At 72.7% G+C, this 14,926-nt stretch carries 17 protein-coding genes; 10 read left to right on the top strand and 7 right to left on the bottom strand.

Annotated elements, in window-relative coordinates:
- Position 1: 1 nt before the first annotated feature.
- From ACFY3V_RS19830 to ACFY3V_RS19800, 7 genes are read left to right on the top strand one after another with little or no spacing between them, the layout of a single operon-like run.
- Positions 2-817 carry an amidohydrolase family protein gene (locus ACFY3V_RS19830; RefSeq protein WP_350947251.1) on the top strand — a complete coding sequence of 272 codons (816 nt, stop codon included), beginning with the start codon at positions 2-4 and terminating at the stop codon, positions 815-817.
- Positions 818-830: 13 nt separating this feature from the next.
- Positions 831-1,343, top strand: coding sequence for an MSMEG_0572/Sll0783 family nitrogen starvation response protein (locus ACFY3V_RS19825; RefSeq protein WP_350947252.1), 513 nt, complete (start codon positions 831-833; stop codon positions 1,341-1,343).
- Positions 1,344-1,353: 10 nt separating this feature from the next.
- On the top strand, positions 1,354-2,406 hold the full coding sequence (locus ACFY3V_RS19820; RefSeq protein ID WP_350947253.1) for an MSMEG_0568 family radical SAM protein: 1,053 nt from the start codon (positions 1,354-1,356) through the stop codon (positions 2,404-2,406).
- Between the two features lie 7 nt (positions 2,407-2,413).
- Positions 2,414-3,943, top strand: coding sequence for an MSMEG_0567/sll0787 family protein (locus ACFY3V_RS19815; protein WP_362901402.1), 1,530 nt, complete (start codon positions 2,414-2,416; stop codon positions 3,941-3,943).
- Entirely contained in the window at positions 3,940-4,782 is an 843-nt protein-coding gene (locus tag ACFY3V_RS19810) for a carbon-nitrogen hydrolase family protein (protein WP_389775110.1), read from the top strand. The genes ACFY3V_RS19815 and ACFY3V_RS19810 overlap by 4 nt, the downstream gene beginning before the upstream one ends.
- A 3-nt stretch (positions 4,783-4,785) precedes the next feature.
- Entirely contained in the window at positions 4,786-5,613 is an 828-nt protein-coding gene (locus tag ACFY3V_RS19805) for a carbon-nitrogen hydrolase family protein (protein WP_389775107.1), read from the top strand.
- Positions 5,610-6,845 carry an MSMEG_0565 family glycosyltransferase gene (locus ACFY3V_RS19800; protein ID WP_362901406.1) on the top strand — a complete coding sequence of 412 codons (1,236 nt, stop codon included), beginning with the start codon at positions 5,610-5,612 and terminating at the stop codon, positions 6,843-6,845. Before ACFY3V_RS19805 ends, ACFY3V_RS19800 begins: the two co-directional genes overlap by 4 nt.
- A 78-nt stretch (positions 6,846-6,923) precedes the next feature.
- Here ACFY3V_RS19800 and ACFY3V_RS19795 read toward each other — a convergent pair whose 3' ends face one another.
- The 5 genes from ACFY3V_RS19795 to ACFY3V_RS19775 form a co-directional block, all read right to left on the bottom strand.
- The gene (locus tag ACFY3V_RS19795) at positions 6,924-7,502 is read right to left on the bottom strand and encodes an HAD-IA family hydrolase (RefSeq protein ID WP_362901408.1); all 579 of its coding nucleotides are present in this window, start codon (positions 7,500-7,502) and stop codon (positions 6,924-6,926) included.
- Between the two features lie 238 nt (positions 7,503-7,740).
- Positions 7,741-8,334, bottom strand: a complete 594-nt coding sequence (locus tag ACFY3V_RS19790) for a hypothetical protein (RefSeq protein ID WP_362901410.1) — start codon at positions 8,332-8,334, stop codon at positions 7,741-7,743.
- A 22-nt stretch (positions 8,335-8,356) separates the two neighbouring features.
- Positions 8,357-8,584, bottom strand: a complete 228-nt coding sequence (locus ACFY3V_RS19785; protein WP_350947260.1) for a hypothetical protein — start codon at positions 8,582-8,584, stop codon at positions 8,357-8,359.
- A gap of 74 nt (positions 8,585-8,658) precedes the next feature.
- Complete coding sequence (locus tag ACFY3V_RS19780) at positions 8,659-9,258, bottom strand: hypothetical protein (protein ID WP_389775102.1); 600 nt, start codon at positions 9,256-9,258, stop codon at positions 8,659-8,661.
- 259 nt (positions 9,259-9,517) lie between these two features.
- Positions 9,518-10,399 (bottom strand): cation diffusion facilitator family transporter, encoded by an 882-nt coding sequence (locus tag ACFY3V_RS19775; protein WP_389775296.1) that lies wholly within the window; start codon positions 10,397-10,399, stop codon positions 9,518-9,520.
- 360 nt (positions 10,400-10,759) lie between these two features.
- Between ACFY3V_RS19775 and ACFY3V_RS19770 the strand changes: the two genes are divergently transcribed.
- The 3 genes from ACFY3V_RS19770 (at position 10,760) to ACFY3V_RS19760 (ending at position 12,786) form a co-directional block, all read left to right on the top strand.
- The gene (locus tag ACFY3V_RS19770; RefSeq protein ID WP_350947263.1) at positions 10,760-11,116 is read left to right on the top strand and encodes a metalloregulator ArsR/SmtB family transcription factor; all 357 of its coding nucleotides are present in this window, start codon (positions 10,760-10,762) and stop codon (positions 11,114-11,116) included.
- 115 nt (positions 11,117-11,231) lie between these two features.
- Positions 11,232-11,975 carry an ArsR/SmtB family transcription factor gene (locus ACFY3V_RS19765; RefSeq protein WP_389775098.1) on the top strand — a complete coding sequence of 248 codons (744 nt, stop codon included), beginning with the start codon at positions 11,232-11,234 and terminating at the stop codon, positions 11,973-11,975.
- A 49-nt stretch (positions 11,976-12,024) separates the two neighbouring features.
- Positions 12,025-12,786 carry an SRPBCC domain-containing protein gene (locus ACFY3V_RS19760; protein WP_362901420.1) on the top strand — a complete coding sequence of 254 codons (762 nt, stop codon included), beginning with the start codon at positions 12,025-12,027 and terminating at the stop codon, positions 12,784-12,786.
- A 40-nt stretch (positions 12,787-12,826) separates the two neighbouring features.
- On the opposite strand, the gene ACFY3V_RS19755 is transcribed toward ACFY3V_RS19760, so the two are convergent.
- Together ACFY3V_RS19755 and ACFY3V_RS19750 are read right to left on the bottom strand one after the other, a co-directional pair.
- On the bottom strand, positions 12,827-13,402 hold the full coding sequence (locus ACFY3V_RS19755; RefSeq protein ID WP_389775293.1) for a dihydrofolate reductase family protein: 576 nt from the start codon (positions 13,400-13,402) through the stop codon (positions 12,827-12,829).
- Between the two features lie 67 nt (positions 13,403-13,469).
- Complete coding sequence (locus tag ACFY3V_RS19750; RefSeq protein ID WP_389775094.1) at positions 13,470-14,891, bottom strand: MFS transporter; 1,422 nt, start codon at positions 14,889-14,891, stop codon at positions 13,470-13,472.
- Positions 14,892-14,926: the final 35 nt, after the last annotated feature.

Below are 14,926 nucleotides of genomic sequence, written 5' to 3'. Positions count from 1 at the left end.
CATGGTCTTCGACGCCCACCGCCACCTCGGGGTGCTGCCCGCCCACCCGTTCTACGGGGGGCCGCCGGTCAACCCCGACACGACCGCCCGCGCGACCGTCGCGCAACTGCTGGCCGACCTGGACGCCGAGGGCACCGAACGCGCCCTGGTGATGCCCAACTACGGGGTGCCCGATCCGGGGATCGCGTTCGCCTTCAACGAGCTCTGCCTGGAGGCGGCGGGCCGCGACGACCGGATCCGCTGCGGCCTGTGGGTCTCGCCGCGCCCCGAGGACGAGCGTCGCACGGCCGAGGCGCTGGCGCTGGCCGCCGAGAGCGGCGTGCGCGCGCTGAAGCTCAGCTTCCTGCTGGGCGGGCGCCCCACCGACCCGGCCTGCAGACCCGCGCTCGACCGCGTCTTCGCCACCGCCCGGCTGCACGGGCTGGTGGTGCACGTGCACACCTCACCGGGTGCCGCCTCCGACATCGACGAGGTGGGCCACCTGGTCGAGTGGTACGGCGACGAGGTCGCCATCCACCTGGTGCACTTCGGCGGCGGCATGAGCGGCCACATCAAGCTCGCCGGTTCGCGGTTCTTCGACTGGATCGCCGCCGGCAAGCGCGTCTACACCGACCTCTCCTGGGCGATCGGGTTCACGCCCCGATGGCTGGCCCAGGAGATCGACCGGCGCGGCATCGGCCACGACCGGGTGCTGTTCGCCAGCGACGAACCGTGGGGCGACTACGCGGGCGAGCGCGCCCGTCTCGCCGCCGCCGCCGGCGACGGCGAACTGGCCCGCCTGGCCTTCCACGACACCTTCGAGAAACTGTACGGCTGACAAGGAGAGACCCATGACCGAACTGACCGACCTCGAGAAGCAGAGCCTCACCGAGATCCCGCACCCCTCCCTGCCGGAGGGCTCCAGCCTCTACGGCGGCACCAAGGTCTTCCCCGACTACCAGGCGGAGAACGGCGAGTCGTACTTCACGCTCGTGCACGGCATCGCCCACGAGTCGTCGGTGAGCTTCGTGGCGATCCTGCAGGCGACCAGGGCGCTGCGCAAGGGCTTCGAGTCCGCGATCTACTTCTACGGCCCGGGCTCGCTGAACTGCCTGGCCACCCGGGGCTTCCCGACCACGGGCAACTCCGCCTTCCCCGGCGAGCACAACATCAACAACTCGCTCAAGACGTTCATCGAGGAGGGCGGCAAGGTCTACTGCTGCCGGTTCGGCCTGTCGCTGCACGGCGCCCGCGAGGAGGACCTCATCGAGGGCGTCATCCCCACGCACCCGCTGGACGTGCAGGACGCGCTGATCCACTACGGCCGCAAGGGCGCGATCATCAACTCGACCTACATGTTCTGAGGGGGCAGCGGTGAGTGTCGGCACGAGAGTCGACGTGGCCATCATGGGCGTCCGGGTGGACGCCCCGGTGCGCCGCGCGGGCGGTGCGGGACCCAGCGACGACGGACACCTGGTCCTCGACGGGGCCAACGCCGCGATCCCGCTCAACCCGGCCAGTCCGTACGCCGTCAGGGACGGCAGGCTGTGGCTGGGCGAGACCGATCTGGGCGCCTCCGTCCGCGCGGTCGGCCGTCCTCGCTTCTACGACCTGGTGACCGCAGACGGTGTCCCGTACGAGAGGATCGCCCGGCTGCACGGCGCCGACGTGCTCGCCACCACCGTGGTGCAGACCTGCGTCCGCTACGGCGAGGCGGAGCGGTGCCGGTTCTGCGCGATCGAGGAGTCCCTGCGTTCGGGCGCCACCGTCGCCGCCAAGACCCCGGCGCAGCTCGCCGAGGTCGCCGAGGCGGCGGTGCGCCTGGACGGGGTGCGGCAGATGGTGATGACCACCGGCACCACCGGCGGCCCCGACCGGGGAGCGCGCGTCCTGGCCCGTTCGGTACGGGCCGTGCTGGAGGCCGTACCCGGCCTGCCGATCCAGGTGCAGTGCGAGCCGCCGGCCGATCTGGCCTGGATCGGCGAGCTCAGGCGGGCGGGCGCGTCCGCGATCGGCATCCACGTGGAGTCCCTCGACGAGGAGGTGCGCCGCCGCTGGATGCCCGGTAAGTCCGAGGTGCCGATGTCGGCCTACGAGGAGGCGTGGGACGAGGCCGTACGCGTCTTCGGCCGCAACCGCGTCTCCACCTATCTGCTGGTCGGTCTCGGCGAGGATCCCGACGAGCTGGTGGCAGGGGCCGCGCGGCTCGTCGAGCGCGGTGTGTACCCGTTCGTCGTGCCGTTCCGCCCGATGCGCGACACCCTCGCGGGCCGTGAGGGGGTGCCTGGCCCCGACCCGGCCGTGGTCGGCAGGGTGACCGAGAGCGTCGCAGCGCTGCTGCGGGAGGCGGGCATGTCGGGCGCCGACCAGCGGGCGGGCTGCGCCGCGTGCGGCGCGTGCAGCGCGCTCCAGGCCGCGGGCGGGTGAGGCGCCCGTGAGCCTCGTCTCCGATCTCGCGGTCGCCCCCGTCCTGAGCGGCGGTTCGGGGCCGGGCGGCCGTACCGCTCCCGGCCGCGGATCGCGGCTTTCCGAGCCGGTCTGCGACGTGCTGCTCGGCAGCCGCGCGCCCTCCTTCATCGTGGAGGAGGCGGACGCGGCCGGGCTGGCCGCCTACCGGGCGCTGCGGCACCGGGTGTTCGTGACCGAGCAGCACGTGTTCAGCGGCCACGACCTGGACGACCGCGACGACGACCCGCGCACCGTCGTCCTGGTCGCCAGGGACGGGAGCGGCGCCGTGGTCGGCGGCGTCCGGCTCGGGCCGGCCACCGGCGGCCCCGACATCGGGTGGTGGAGCGGCGGGCGGCTCGCCGTCGATCCGGCCGAGCGCAACGGCGCGGGCATCGGCCCCGCGCTGGTGCGCGCCGCGTGTGCGCGGGCCGAGGCGGCCGGGGCGCTGCGCTTCGAGGCCACCGTACGCGCCGGCGCCGAGCGAATGTTCACCCGCCTCGGCTGGCGGCGGGTACGTCCCCTCGCCGTCGCGGGCCTGCCGCACGTGCTGATGCGCTGGCCCGTCGGCAGGATCGCCGCGCTGGTCGCGGCCACCAAGAGCGACCTCGGGACGCTGCTGGCCGGGCTCGCGCCCGGAGGCCCCGGCTTCGTCGGCGACGACGGCGCCCCGGTGCCGGGCAGCGACCTGGTGGCGGCCTGCGACGCGATCCTGCCGTCCATGGTGGAGCGCGACCCGGAGTGGGCGGGCTGGTGTTCGGTGCTGGTCAACCTCAACGACCTGGCGGCGATGGGCGCGCAGCCGGTCGGGCTGCTGGACGCGGTCGGCGCGCGAGACGCCTCGGCGGTGGCGAGGGTCCTGGCGGGCCTGCGCCGCGCCGCCGACGCGTACGAGGTGCCGGTGCTCGGCGGTCACACCCAGCTCGGCGTGCCGGCGGCGCTCTCGGTCACCGCGCTGGGCCGCGCCAGGGAACCGGTTCCCGGCGGCGGGGCGCGGCCGGGACACCGGGTGTGGCTCACCGCGGACCTGGGCGGCGGGTGGCGGCCCGGCTACACGGGCCGCCAGTGGGACTCCACCACGCACCGCCGCACCCCGCAGCTGCGGGCCATGCTGGGAGCCGTCGCCGCCGCCCGCCCGGCCGCCGCCAAGGACGTGTCCATGGCGGGAGTCGCCGGCACCCTCGGCATGCTCGCCGAGGCCTCGGGCTGCGGCGCCGTCCTCGACGTCGCCGCCGTGCCCAGGCCCGGCGCGGTCAGCATGGGCGACTGGCTGACCTGCTTTCCCGGCTTCGCGATGCTCACCGCCGAGCGTCCAGGACGTCCCGGCCTCGACGCCGGTCCCGCCTCCGGTGCCGTGTGCGGCGAGTTCGTTCCCGGCGGGGGAGTACGGCTGCGCTGGCCGGACGGGGAGCTGATCGAAGTGATCACCGGCCCGGTGACCGGGCTGGGTACGGCCGCAGAACCCGCGGGATACGCAGAACCCGCAGAACCCGCAGAACTCCGTGAAGGAGAAACGTGAAGCTACGCATGGGCGCCGTCGCGGCGCCGTTCGACCGCGACCTGGAGGGCGACTTCGCCCGCATCGAGCAACTGATCACCGCCGCGCGGGCCGAGGGGATCGGGCTGCTCGCCCTGCCGGAGGCCTGCCTGGGCGGCTACCTGCTCAGCATGGACGGCGACCCTCGGGACGTGCCGCCGGCCCTGGACCCCGCAGGACCCGAGATCCGCAGGCTCGCCGCGCTCGCGGGCGACATGGTCGTCTGTGCGGGCTACTGCGAGGCCGACGGCCCTCTCAGGTACAACAGCGTGGTCTGCGTCAACGGCGACGGGGTGCTCGGCCATCACCGCAAGGTCCACCAGCCGCTCAGCGAGGACGCGCTGTTCGCGGCCGGTGACTCCTTCTCCGCCTTCGACACCCCGATCGGCCGTCTCGGCATGATGATCTGCTACGACAAGGCGTTCCCCGAGTCGGCGCGGGCGCTGGCCCTGGACGGTGCCGAGATCGTGGTGTGCGCGTCGGCCTGGCCGGCCAGCAGGACCGACCCCGCGCCCGACCTCGCCGACGACCGCTGGACCCGCAGGTTCGACCTCTTCGACCAGGCCAGAGCCCTGGAGAACCAGGTGGTGTGGCTGTCGGCCAACCAGTCGGGGGTCTTCGGCGCTCTCAGGTTCGTCGGCAGCGCCAAGGTCGTCGGCCCCGGAGGGGAGGTCCTGGCCCGTACCGGCGTGCCGGGCGGTGTCGCGGTCGCCGAACTGGACGTGCGGGCGGCGCTGGAGACCGCCCGCCGCTCCATGGGCCACCTGCGCGACCGCCGTCCGGACGCCTACCGCCCCGCGCTCGCCGTGGGAGGATCCTGAACCGTGATCCGCATAGCCGCGGCCTCCGCGCACTTCGGCCGGGACCTGGAGTTCGATCTGCGGCGCATCGCGAAGCTCATCGACGACGCGCGCAGGGCGGGGGCGAGGCTGCTGGTGCTGCCCGACGCCGCGCTGGGCGGCTACCTCGCCGACCTGCGCCACCCCGACCCCGACGCGTTGCCCCCCGCGCTCGACCCCGACGACCCGTTGATCAAGCGGGTGGGCGAGCTGGCCGCCGAGATGGTGGTGTGCGTCGGCTACTGCGAGGCCGACGGCACCCGCAGGTACAACAGCGCCGCGTGCGTCAGTGGGGACGGCGTGCTGGGACGCCACCGCAAGGTGCACCTGCCCGCCGGGGAGATCGCGGCGTACGCGCCCGGCGAGCGTTTCGACGCCTTCGACACCCCGGTCGGCCGGGTGGGCATGCTCATCGACTACGACAAGACCTTCCCCGAGTCGGCGCGGAGCCTCGCCCTGGACGGGGCGCAGATCGTCGCCTGCCTGTCGGCCTGGCCGACCAGCATCACCAACCGGGCGCCCCGGATGGCCCAGGACCGCCAGTCGCGCCTCTTCGACCTCTACGACTGCGCCCGCGCCGCCGAGAACCAGGTCATCCTGGCCTCGTCGAACCAGACCGGCGCGATGGGCGGCATGCGCTTCCTCGGCCAGGCCAAGGTGGTCGGTCCCGGGGGTGACATCCTCGCCCGCACCTGGTCCAAGGCGGGCCTGGCGGTCGCCGAGGTGGACGTCGCCGCCGAGATCGCCACCGCGCGGCGGGTGCTGAGCCACCTCGACGAGCGCAGGCCCGGCAGCTACCGGGGAGCCTCGTGAGCGGCACGCGCACGCCGGGCACCGACATCACCGACATCACCGCCACCACCGGGAGCAGCGCGAACCCGGCCGAGGCAGTGGGGTCGGCGGGGTCGGCGAACGCCGTGGCGTCGCCTTCCGTGCTGAGGATCGCGTTGCTGACGTACTCCACCAAGCCGCGCGGCGGAGTCGTGCACACCCTCAACCTCGCCGAGGCGCTCGCGGAGGCGGGTCAGGACGTGACGGTGTGGACGCTCGGCCGCGGCGGCGACGCGGGGTTCTTCCGGCCTGTGGCGCCCGCGGTGCGGTCGGTGGTGGTGCCTTTCCCCGAGGTGGTGGACGAGACGGTGGGGGAGCGGGTGCTGCGCTCGATCTCCGCGCTGCGCGAGGCGTTCACCCCCGGCGGCTACGACATCGTGCACGCGCAGGACTGCATCAGCGCCAACGCGGTCGAACGATGCGTGCGGACCGTTCACCACCTGGACCATTTCACCACCCCCGAGCTGGCCGCCTGCCACGAGCGCGCCATCGTCGAACCCCGCGCGCACGTCTGCGTCTCGCGCGCCGTCGCCGCCGAGCTCGCCGCCGGATGGGGAATCACCGCGACGGTCATCCCCAACGGCGTCGAGGCGGACCGGTTCGCCGAGGCCACCGCGCGCGGCGACGGACACTGGCGGGACCGGCTGGGACGCTACGTGCTCACGGTCGGCGGCATCGAGCCGCGCAAGGGCTCGCTGGACCTGCTGGAGGCGTACGCGTCGCTGGCCGCGGGAGACCCCGGCCTGAAACTGGTGATCGCCGGGGGCGAGACCCTGTTCGACTATCGCGACTACCGGGTCCGGTGGGCCGAGCGCGCCGCGGCCCTCGGCGTGGAGCCGGTCGTCCTGGGGCCCGTCGGTCACGAGGAGCTGCCGTCGCTGGTCGCCTCCGCGGCCGTCTTCGCCTTCCCCTCGCTCAAGGAGGGCTTCGGCCTGGCGGCGATGGAGGCGCTGGCGGCGGGCGTGCCACTCGTCACCCGGGACCTGCCGGTCCTGCGCGAGGTATTCGGGAGTGCCGCGCGCTTCGCCGCCGACCCCGCGGGCTTCGCCGACCAGATCGGCGCGGCGTTGGCCGGAGACGACCCCGCGCGCCTGGCCGCGGGCCGCCTGCTCGCCGCCCGGCACACCTGGCGCTCGGCCGCCGAGCGGCACATCGCCCTGTACAAGGCCCTGCGCGAACCCGCCGGTTCGCGCGGCGGCGACGGACCGGGGTGAGATCGAGGTCGAAGGTGTGGCCGACATCGGCTCGCGAGGGAGGCATGGACGGCGAAGTCGGACGGGAGCGGTCGGACGTCAGCTCGCGCGAGGGGTGGGGGGCCAGTCCGGGTAGAGGACGGCGTTGATGCCGAGCGCCGCCGCGGCGTTGACGTTGACGGCGCGGTCGTCGATGAAGGTGACGTCGCCGGGGGCGGCGCCGAGGTGGCGCAGGACCTCACCGAAGATGGCGGGGTCCGGTTTGGACAGCGACAGGCGGCAGCTGTAGAAGCGATGGGTGAACGCCGCGGCCCAGGGGGCGTCGTCGATCGCGGCCGCCAGCGGCTCGGGGGCGTTGGACAGCAGGGCGAGTCCGTGGTGTCCCGCGAGCTCCTCGATGGCGCGCAGGCTCTCCGGGTTGAGGTGCAGCCAGCTCTCGACGTCGGCCGCGTCGAGCTTGGCGACGAGCGGATCGTCCTCGGTGAGCGTCCTGCCGGCGACCCCGCTCCAGTACGAGTGGGAGGCCTGACCGCGGTCGAAGGCGTCGCGGTGGCGCCAGTAGCGGTCGCGGAAGGTCACCTCGTCCTGGCCGATGAGCTCGGCCATCGCGGCCGTCGCGCCGGGCGGCTGCGAGGTGGAGATGACCTCGCCGTAGTCGAGCAGCATCCACGTGGTCACCAGGTTCTCCTCGTAACGGTCCTGCGCCGGTGGTCTCGGTGTCGGCCTCGATGCGGCGGATGAGCCCCCGCACGTCTCGCGCTCGGCGGGACCGGGGTGATCGAATGATCGCACGGGGCCGTTCCGGAACCCTTTCGTGTTCATTCGATCGTACTTCGTGTGCGATTGCAAGGTGTGGATCTCGGCCCGCACCGGCCGACGAACATCGGCGGGGGCGGCGGTCCGGCTTCCCCGCGCCTCAGGTGGTGGCGATCGTCAGGTCCGCGCGGGCACGGACGTCGTCGCGGGCGTGGAAAAGCTCCTCCTGGGCCGCCCAGCGGTCCCAGTGCGGAGCGTAGAGATCGCCGTCGCGCTCCAGCGCGCGGGCCTTGCGTATCTCGTCGGACGCCTCCAGCCACAGCAGGCCGCTCAGGTACGGCGCGGCGGCGAGAGCGCCGGAGCCGGTGCCGTCGAGAACCAGGATCTCGGTGACCGGGACCTCGTGCCACTCGGCGTAGCCGCCGTCCGCCCAGTCGTAGCGCCGCCATCGCGCGGGCCGCTCCAGGCTCAGCGGCCGCAGCACCCACTCGACCAGCGCGCCGGCCCCTCCCCGCAGGCCGTCCCATCCGGGATAGAGGTCGTCCATCCGTACGACGGGCGCGGCCAGCTCCAAGGCCACGGCGGTGGCGAGGGTGGACTTGCCCGACCCCGAACGTCCCTCGACCGCCAGGACGCGGGTACGGCCCGCTCGGGCGGGGCGGGTGCGCAACCAGCGCGAGATCCGCGGCACGTGGCCGTTCACAGCGGAGTCACGGGAGGTGCCGCAGGCCGGTTCGCGCACGGTTTCGCGCACAGGGGGCGAGCGATGGGTGGGATCACGCGCTCCGGCGGGTGCGCCAGCGGGTCAGGATCTCACGGTCGGAGTCGCGCTCCTCGACGTCGCGGCGGCGCTGCTCGTCCTCGTCCTGAGCGAGGGGCAGCCAGTCGGGGTATTCGGGGTCGTCGCGGCCGATGTCACGGGTGCCGTCGACCTTGGTGCCGTTGTCCAGCGTGGTCGTCGCGGGGACGCGGAGGGTGCCCCCCGGCAGCATGGTCACGTTCATCGCGTGGCCTTCCCTTCGTCTCTCCTGACCGCTGTTCGCTCAGCATAGCTCCGGGGGTCGTGGCACGCCCACGGTCAGCCGATGCCGTACTGCCCGGACAGCCGGTGGTACACCTGCTCGGCCTCCGTCTCCTCGCCGATCAGGTGGAGCAGCCGGGTGGCCCTGCGGGTGAGCACGCAGGCGAAGGCCTCGGCGAACAGTTCGGTGACGTCGTCGCGGTAGGGCGGCCGAAGACGGTCACGGGTGCGGGCGTGCAGGCCGGTCCAGAAGGACGAGTGCGAGGGAAGCCGGTCCATGTGGTCGGTGGCGTGGCCGATCTCGTGCCCGCACACCGACACCGAGGGCGAAGGCGCGCTCCCCACCCCGATCCGCCGCTGCCGGGGATCGTACACACCCGCGCTGCGCTCCCAGTGGCCCGCCTGCAGGGGCAGCGCGACACCGCGCAGCCACTCGAAGCCGGGAAGGTCGGGCACCGACCCGGGACCCACCACGATGCCGCCGCTCAGGTGGGTGGTCAGGCGGGTGGCGAGAGCCTGCGGCACGGCCGCCAGTGTGAGTATCGCGAGGAGCGTTTCCGCCGGTGGGAACGTGCCAGGCTCCCAGGTGCGGGTCAACCGCGCCTCCAGCGGGCCGACGTGCAACCAGCCGGGGCGTCCTCTGCTGTGATCGGCCAACGCAGCCGCTTCTCCTGGATCGGGGGGTGAGCCGCCACGGCTTGCGGCCGGGCCGATCCGGTCCACGGGCCGCGACGGTGATCATGTGAGACTACATCTCCCGCGCCGGGCTCGCATGGGTACGTCCGCCTTCGCGATGCCGAAGCCGGTGAGGACCACTCCCGCGCCGGGCTCGCGCGGGCAAGGCTCCATCGGCCCGCCCGCACCTTCGCGGGGAGGGAGCTTGGCTCGGGAACCGCGGGCCGCTCGTACGGAGCGCCTACCGGTGCCGGTGTCCGACCAGGACGGCGTGGTGATCGGCGCCTTCCCCGTCGTCCGGGTCGGCGTGCACGGTGGCGGCACCCAGGTGGGGCAGGTGATGGATGAGCCGGTGCTCGGCTTCCACCGCCACGGTGTGCGCCTGGAGCAGTGACAGGTCCTCACCGACCACGATGTCGACCTCGGCGCGCAGCGTGTGGCCCACCCAGCGCAGCCGCACCGACCCCACTCGCCGCACGCCGCGGGTGGCGGCCAGGATCCGCTCCGCGTGATCGACCAGGGCCGGATCGACCGCGTCCATCAGCCGGTGGTAGATCGCGCGGGCCGCGTCCCTGAGGACGAAGCAGATGGCTACCGTGATCAGCAGGCCGACGATCGGGTCGACGATCGGGTAGCCCAGCGCGGAACCGCCCGCGCCGAGCAGCACGGCCAGCGAGGTGAGGGCGTCGCTGCGGGCGTGCAGTCCGTCGGCGACGAGCGCGGCCGATCCGATCTGGCGCCCGACCCTGATCCGGTAGCGGGCCACCCACTCGTTGCCCGCGAAGCCGATCACCGCCGCCGCGGCGACCCAGCCGAGCGCCCGCACCTCCTGGGGATCCGCCAGGCGCCGCGCGGCCTCGTACCCGGCGAGCGCGGCGGAGGCGGCGATGATCAGAACGATGACGATCCCGGCCAGGTCCTCGGCTCTGCCGTAGCCGTAGGTGAACCTGCGGCTGGCGGCCCGGCGCCCGAGGAAGAAGGCGATCGCGAGGGGGATCGCGGTGAGCGCGTCGGTGACGTTGTGCAGTGTGTCACCGAGGAGGGCGACCGAACCGGAGAAGGCCACGACCACCGCCTGGAGGACGGCGGTCACCATGAGCACGGCGAAGGAGACGGCCAGCACGCGCAACCCGCGACTGCTGGACTCCAGGGCGGAGTCGGTCCTGCCCGCGCTGTCGTGGCTGTGCGGGGTGAGGGCGTGGCCGGCGCGTGAGAGCAGCCTTACGAACCGGCGACCGGCGGGGCCCTGTCGTTCATGTCCGTGTTCATGGACGGATCCGTGTCCGTGTCCATGCTCGTGGCGCTGATCGTGCCCATGCCCATGCCCATGCCCATGCCCATGTCCGTGCGCGGGCTTGTGGCGCTGATCGTGCGGAGAGCCGGAGTCGGTGGACTCGCGGGGGGACGGAGAACCGGCGTCCTGCTGGTCGGACATGGCTACCTCGTTTGCGGCCGATGCGCTTTTCCCGGAGTATATGTAGTCATGTATGCACGCGACAATGAATCAGGTGACAAGTCGTCGCAGGAGCAACCCACCGGCGCTCAGGTGGAGACCGCCGTCGAGGCGTTCCGGATGCTCAGTGACGCCACCAGGCTGCGCCTGATGTGGCTGCTGTCGTCAGGGGAGTACGACGTCGGCTCGCTCGCGGAGGCGATCGGGGTCGCGCGCCCCTCGGTCTCCCAGCACCTGGCGAAACTCCGCCTCGCCGGACTGGTGCGCACCCGCAGGGACGGCCGCCGCGTGCTCTATCGGGCCCGCGACGCCCATGTCCGCGCGCTCATCGGTGAGGCTCTTTTCCACGCCGATCACGAGGTCTCCGGCATCCCGCGCCACGACTGACGCGCACCGGGCGGCGACGACTGGGCCGGCCGCCGATGTGATCGCGACTCCTTGTGGTGGCGGCCGGCCGATCCGCCAATTGACAGATTAATTTGTCTAATGGTTCCATGGGGTCGTGACGCCGACCGAGATGACACTCATGGACGAGCCCGACCGGCTGCGCGTGGCGCTCACCCCGATCCGCCGGCGGCTTCTCGCCCGCCTGCGCGAGCCCGCCTCCGCGGTCCAGCTCGCGATCGAGCTGGAGCTGCCGCGCCAGCGGGTCGGATACCACCTCAGGGTGCTGGAGGAGGCCGGGCTGATCGAGTTGGTGGAAGAGCGCCCACGGCGCGGTTTCGTCGAGCGCGTCATGAGGGTCACCGCGAACGCCTTCCTCGTCGATCCCGGCGTGCTCACCTCACCAAACGGAGCCGACGGAGCCGACGAAGCCGGTAAGGCGGACGGAACCGGCGGCGGTGAGGGGGGTGACGACGGGGGCGCCGAGGTGGCCGAGGGGTTCTGCCGGGTCGCCGACCAGTACGCCGCCGAGCATCTCGTCGAGGTGGCCGCCGACACCGTGCGCGACGTCACTCGCATGGCCGCCGCCGCCGACCGGAAGGGCGTCCGGCTGCTGACGTTCACCCTTGAGGCGCGGGTGCGCTTCGCCGAGCCCGGCGACGTGCACGACTTCACCGACGCGCTCGCCGACGCTCTCTCACAGGTGGCGGCACGCTTCGACACTCCCGGCGGGCGGCCCTACCGTCTCGTCGCCGGTGGACATCCGGCGCCCGGCCCGCGGGAAACCGGCGGGCACGACACCTCGGACACGCCGGAAAGAGACGGGCCCTCGGTCCCCGAGGCGCCGGAAACCAGCAGCTGACATCCCCTCCCCGGCCCATGGCCCGGGGTTCCCACGTTGGAGACATCCCATGACAGACGAGCCGTTCTCCCTTGAGGTCACCATCGCCGCACCTGTCGACGACGTGTGGAACGCGCTGCGCGACCCCAAGCTGATCCGACGCTGGCACGGCTGGCACTTCGAGGGTCTCGACGAGGAGATCGAGGTCATCTACCACCAGAACGTCGTGGAGTCGGCCGCCGAGCGCCGCATGGAGGTCCAGGGTGGCGACCTGTTCGAACTGGCCGACCTCGGCGGCCGTACGCACCTGCGGATGACCCGCGCTCCGCGAGGTGACAACCCCGAGTGGGACGACTACTACGACGACATCAGTGAGGGCTGGATCACCTTCGTCCACCAGCTCGCGTTCGCCCTGGAACGGCACCCGGACGCCGACCGGCGCACGGTCTTCCTCTCCGGTGCGGCGGCCACACCGGTGCTGGAGGCCACCGGCCTCGCCGCGGTCGCCGGGCTGCCTCCGGCGAGCCCGTACGAGTTGCGGGCCCCCGCCGGGGAGACGTTGCGCGGTCAGGTCCGGTTCCGTTCGGCCAACCAGCTCGGTCTCACCGTCGACGGCTGGGGCGACGGCCTGCTGGTCGCCGCGCAGAACCCGCCCTCGCCCGCCAATCCGGGGGGCGCCGCCATGATGGTGCTCACCACATACGGCCTCGACGACGGCGCGTTCGCCGATCTCGAATCCCGCTGGAACGCGTGGTGGGGACGGAACTTCCCCGAGGTGCCCGCGAACGACGGGGAGGCTCCCACCGGCGCGAAGCAGGAGCCTGACGTGTAACGGAGCCCTGATGGACGGAAGGTTCCAGCGGCGCCCTCCTTTATCTCAGCACGCGGAACCGCAGATGCGTGACGCGTGCCGACCCGGCCACAAAGGTCCTCTCCAGTTCGACGTGGTCACCGGCCAGACGGTCGAAGAGCCGGACGCCCGTCCCGAGCAGCACCGGTGCGAGCTGGAGCTGGATCTCGTCCACGAGTCCGGCTCTCACGAGCTGTTCGGCGATGTCCGCCCCGCCCATCACGAGGACGTTCTTCTCCCTCGCCGCCTCCCGAGCCCGCCGGATCGCGCTCTCGAGGCCGTCGGAGACGAAGGTGAAGGTCCCGCTCGTCATGGACAGCTCCTCCCGATCCTCGTGGGTGAGCACGAAGGACGGCGCGGGGAACGGTGTGTCCTTCCACAGGCCCACGCCCACGTCGAAGGTCCGCCTGCCCAACACCACCGCACCCGTCGAGGCGGACAGGTCCCGATGCACCCCGGCGTCCACCTCCCGGTCGGCGTCGTCGTTGAACAGCCATTCGTGGAGCCGTTCGCCGCCCTCACCCATGGGGCGCTCGACGCTGACGTCGGGGCCGGCGACGAAGCCGTCGATCGACATCGTGATGTTCAGCAGAACCATTCCCACGAGATTTCCCCTTTGTCGCCGGAACCCGTGTCGCCGGGCCCCCGTTGTCACGCCTTGGTCGTCAGGGCTCGGGTGTTGAAACCCTCGCCGATGGACGCGTGTCTCCCGTGGCGGGCGGGAGGTCATCGCTCTCCTGACGCGGGTCATGTCGTCGTGTCTCGTGTTTTTTCACCGGGATGTGCCTCGCCCGGTCGTACAGGGCGGGTGCGAGTGCGGTGAGCAGCACGCCGGCGGTGACGGCGAATCCCGCAGGGTAGCCCACCGGTCCTGCCAAAAACCCGAACCCGACCGCGCCTACGCCGAGCCCGGCGTCGTAGGCGAGGTTCCAGGTCGCGCTCACCTGGCCGAAGGCGGATTCGGGGGCACGCTCGAACATCAGCGCCAGGGTCGCGTTCTGGGCCATGCCGTATCCCGCCCCGAAGAGCCCCATGCCGACGATCATCGCGACAGGGTTGTCCACCCAGAAGAGTCCGGCCGTGCCGAGAGCGGCGGCCAGGACGGCGGGGGCCAGCAGACGGGCGGAACCGTGGCGGTCGCCGTACCGGCCCGCCGCCCAGCGCGCGAACGGCGTGGCACAGGACTGCACGAGCAGGGCCACCGCGACCAGATCGCGTGACCGCCCCGGTGCGGCCAGCGGGAGGAAGGTGAGCAGGACACCGGCCGCCGGTGTCACCAGGGCGAAGACGAGCACGGGCCTGGCGATCCCGCCGTCGCGGAGGACGGCGGGCCCGCGCCGAGTTCGGCCGTTGCCCTCGTGCCCCTCCTCGTGCCGCTGGGGCCGCGCTCGACGGGAGGGCAGACCGGGAACGGCGGCCAGCGCGAGCAGTGACAGCGCCGCCCCTGCGGCGAAGACGGGCCCGTAGCCGACGTGCTCGCTCAGCCAGAGTCCCAGCGGCAGGCAGGCGATGGAGGGGACCCCGACGGCCACCCCGTACAGTCCCAGTCCCTCGCCGCGCCGATCGGCGGGAACCAGTTCGGCGATCAGGGCCGCACCGGCCACCACCACGAGCCCGAGCCCGGCACCCCGTGCCAGGCAGATCCCCAGCAGCGGGGGCATCGACGCCGACGCGGGCAACAGGAGGGCGGGTGCTCCGAGCAGGAACAGGCCCAGTCCCATGACCGTCCGGTAGCCGTGCGCACGCAGCAGCGCGGGCACCGCGAACTCCGTCAGCACGGTCCCCAGCATCATGGCGCCGGTCGACAGGCCCGCTCCCACACCGCCCGCGCCGGATGTGGCCGCGTACAGGGGGACGACGGGCGCCAGCAGGTAGAAGCCGCCGAGGGCACCGAGCGAGGCGGTCAGCAACAGGACCATCGGGCGGTTCAGGATGCCGGTGCCGTCCCGCGGCCTCTTTCCCGCGTCCTTCGATGTCTCCTCGCAGACCCTCTGGAGATCCCTGCCGCTCCTGCGGGTCTCCCCGTCGCTCCCCGCGGGCCCCATGCCGCCGGGAGTCTCCGCGGAGGCGCCCTTCTGGTGATCCATGGGCCGACCCTAGAGCGGAACCGGCTCAGCGGTAA

It is taken from the genome of Streptosporangium sp. NPDC000095 (genome assembly GCF_042899335.1).
Taxonomy (GTDB): domain Bacteria; phylum Actinomycetota; class Actinomycetes; order Streptosporangiales; family Streptosporangiaceae; genus Streptosporangium.
Note: the sequence above shows the minus strand (reverse complement) of the source record. Positions and strands in the feature narration are given on the sequence as shown.

Excerpts from the sequence above, each read along its gene's own strand:
- ACFY3V_RS19755 (WP_389775293.1), bottom strand. The coding sequence starts at position 13,402 with ATGGTTCTGCTGAACATCACGATGTCGATCGACGGCTTCGTCGCCGGC.
- ACFY3V_RS19770 (WP_350947263.1), top strand. The coding sequence starts at position 10,760 with ATGTATGCACGCGACAATGAATCAGGTGACAAGTCGTCGCAGGAGCAA.
- ACFY3V_RS19760 (WP_362901420.1), top strand. The coding sequence starts at position 12,025 with ATGACAGACGAGCCGTTCTCCCTTGAGGTCACCATCGCCGCACCTGTC.
- ACFY3V_RS19750 (WP_389775094.1), bottom strand. The coding sequence starts at position 14,891 with ATGGATCACCAGAAGGGCGCCTCCGCGGAGACTCCCGGCGGCATGGGG.
- ACFY3V_RS19785 (WP_350947260.1), bottom strand. The coding sequence starts at position 8,584 with ATGAACGTGACCATGCTGCCGGGGGGCACCCTCCGCGTCCCCGCGACG.
- ACFY3V_RS19825 (WP_350947252.1), top strand. The coding sequence starts at position 831 with ATGACCGAACTGACCGACCTCGAGAAGCAGAGCCTCACCGAGATCCCG.
- ACFY3V_RS19830 (WP_350947251.1), top strand. The coding sequence starts at position 2 with ATGGTCTTCGACGCCCACCGCCACCTCGGGGTGCTGCCCGCCCACCCG.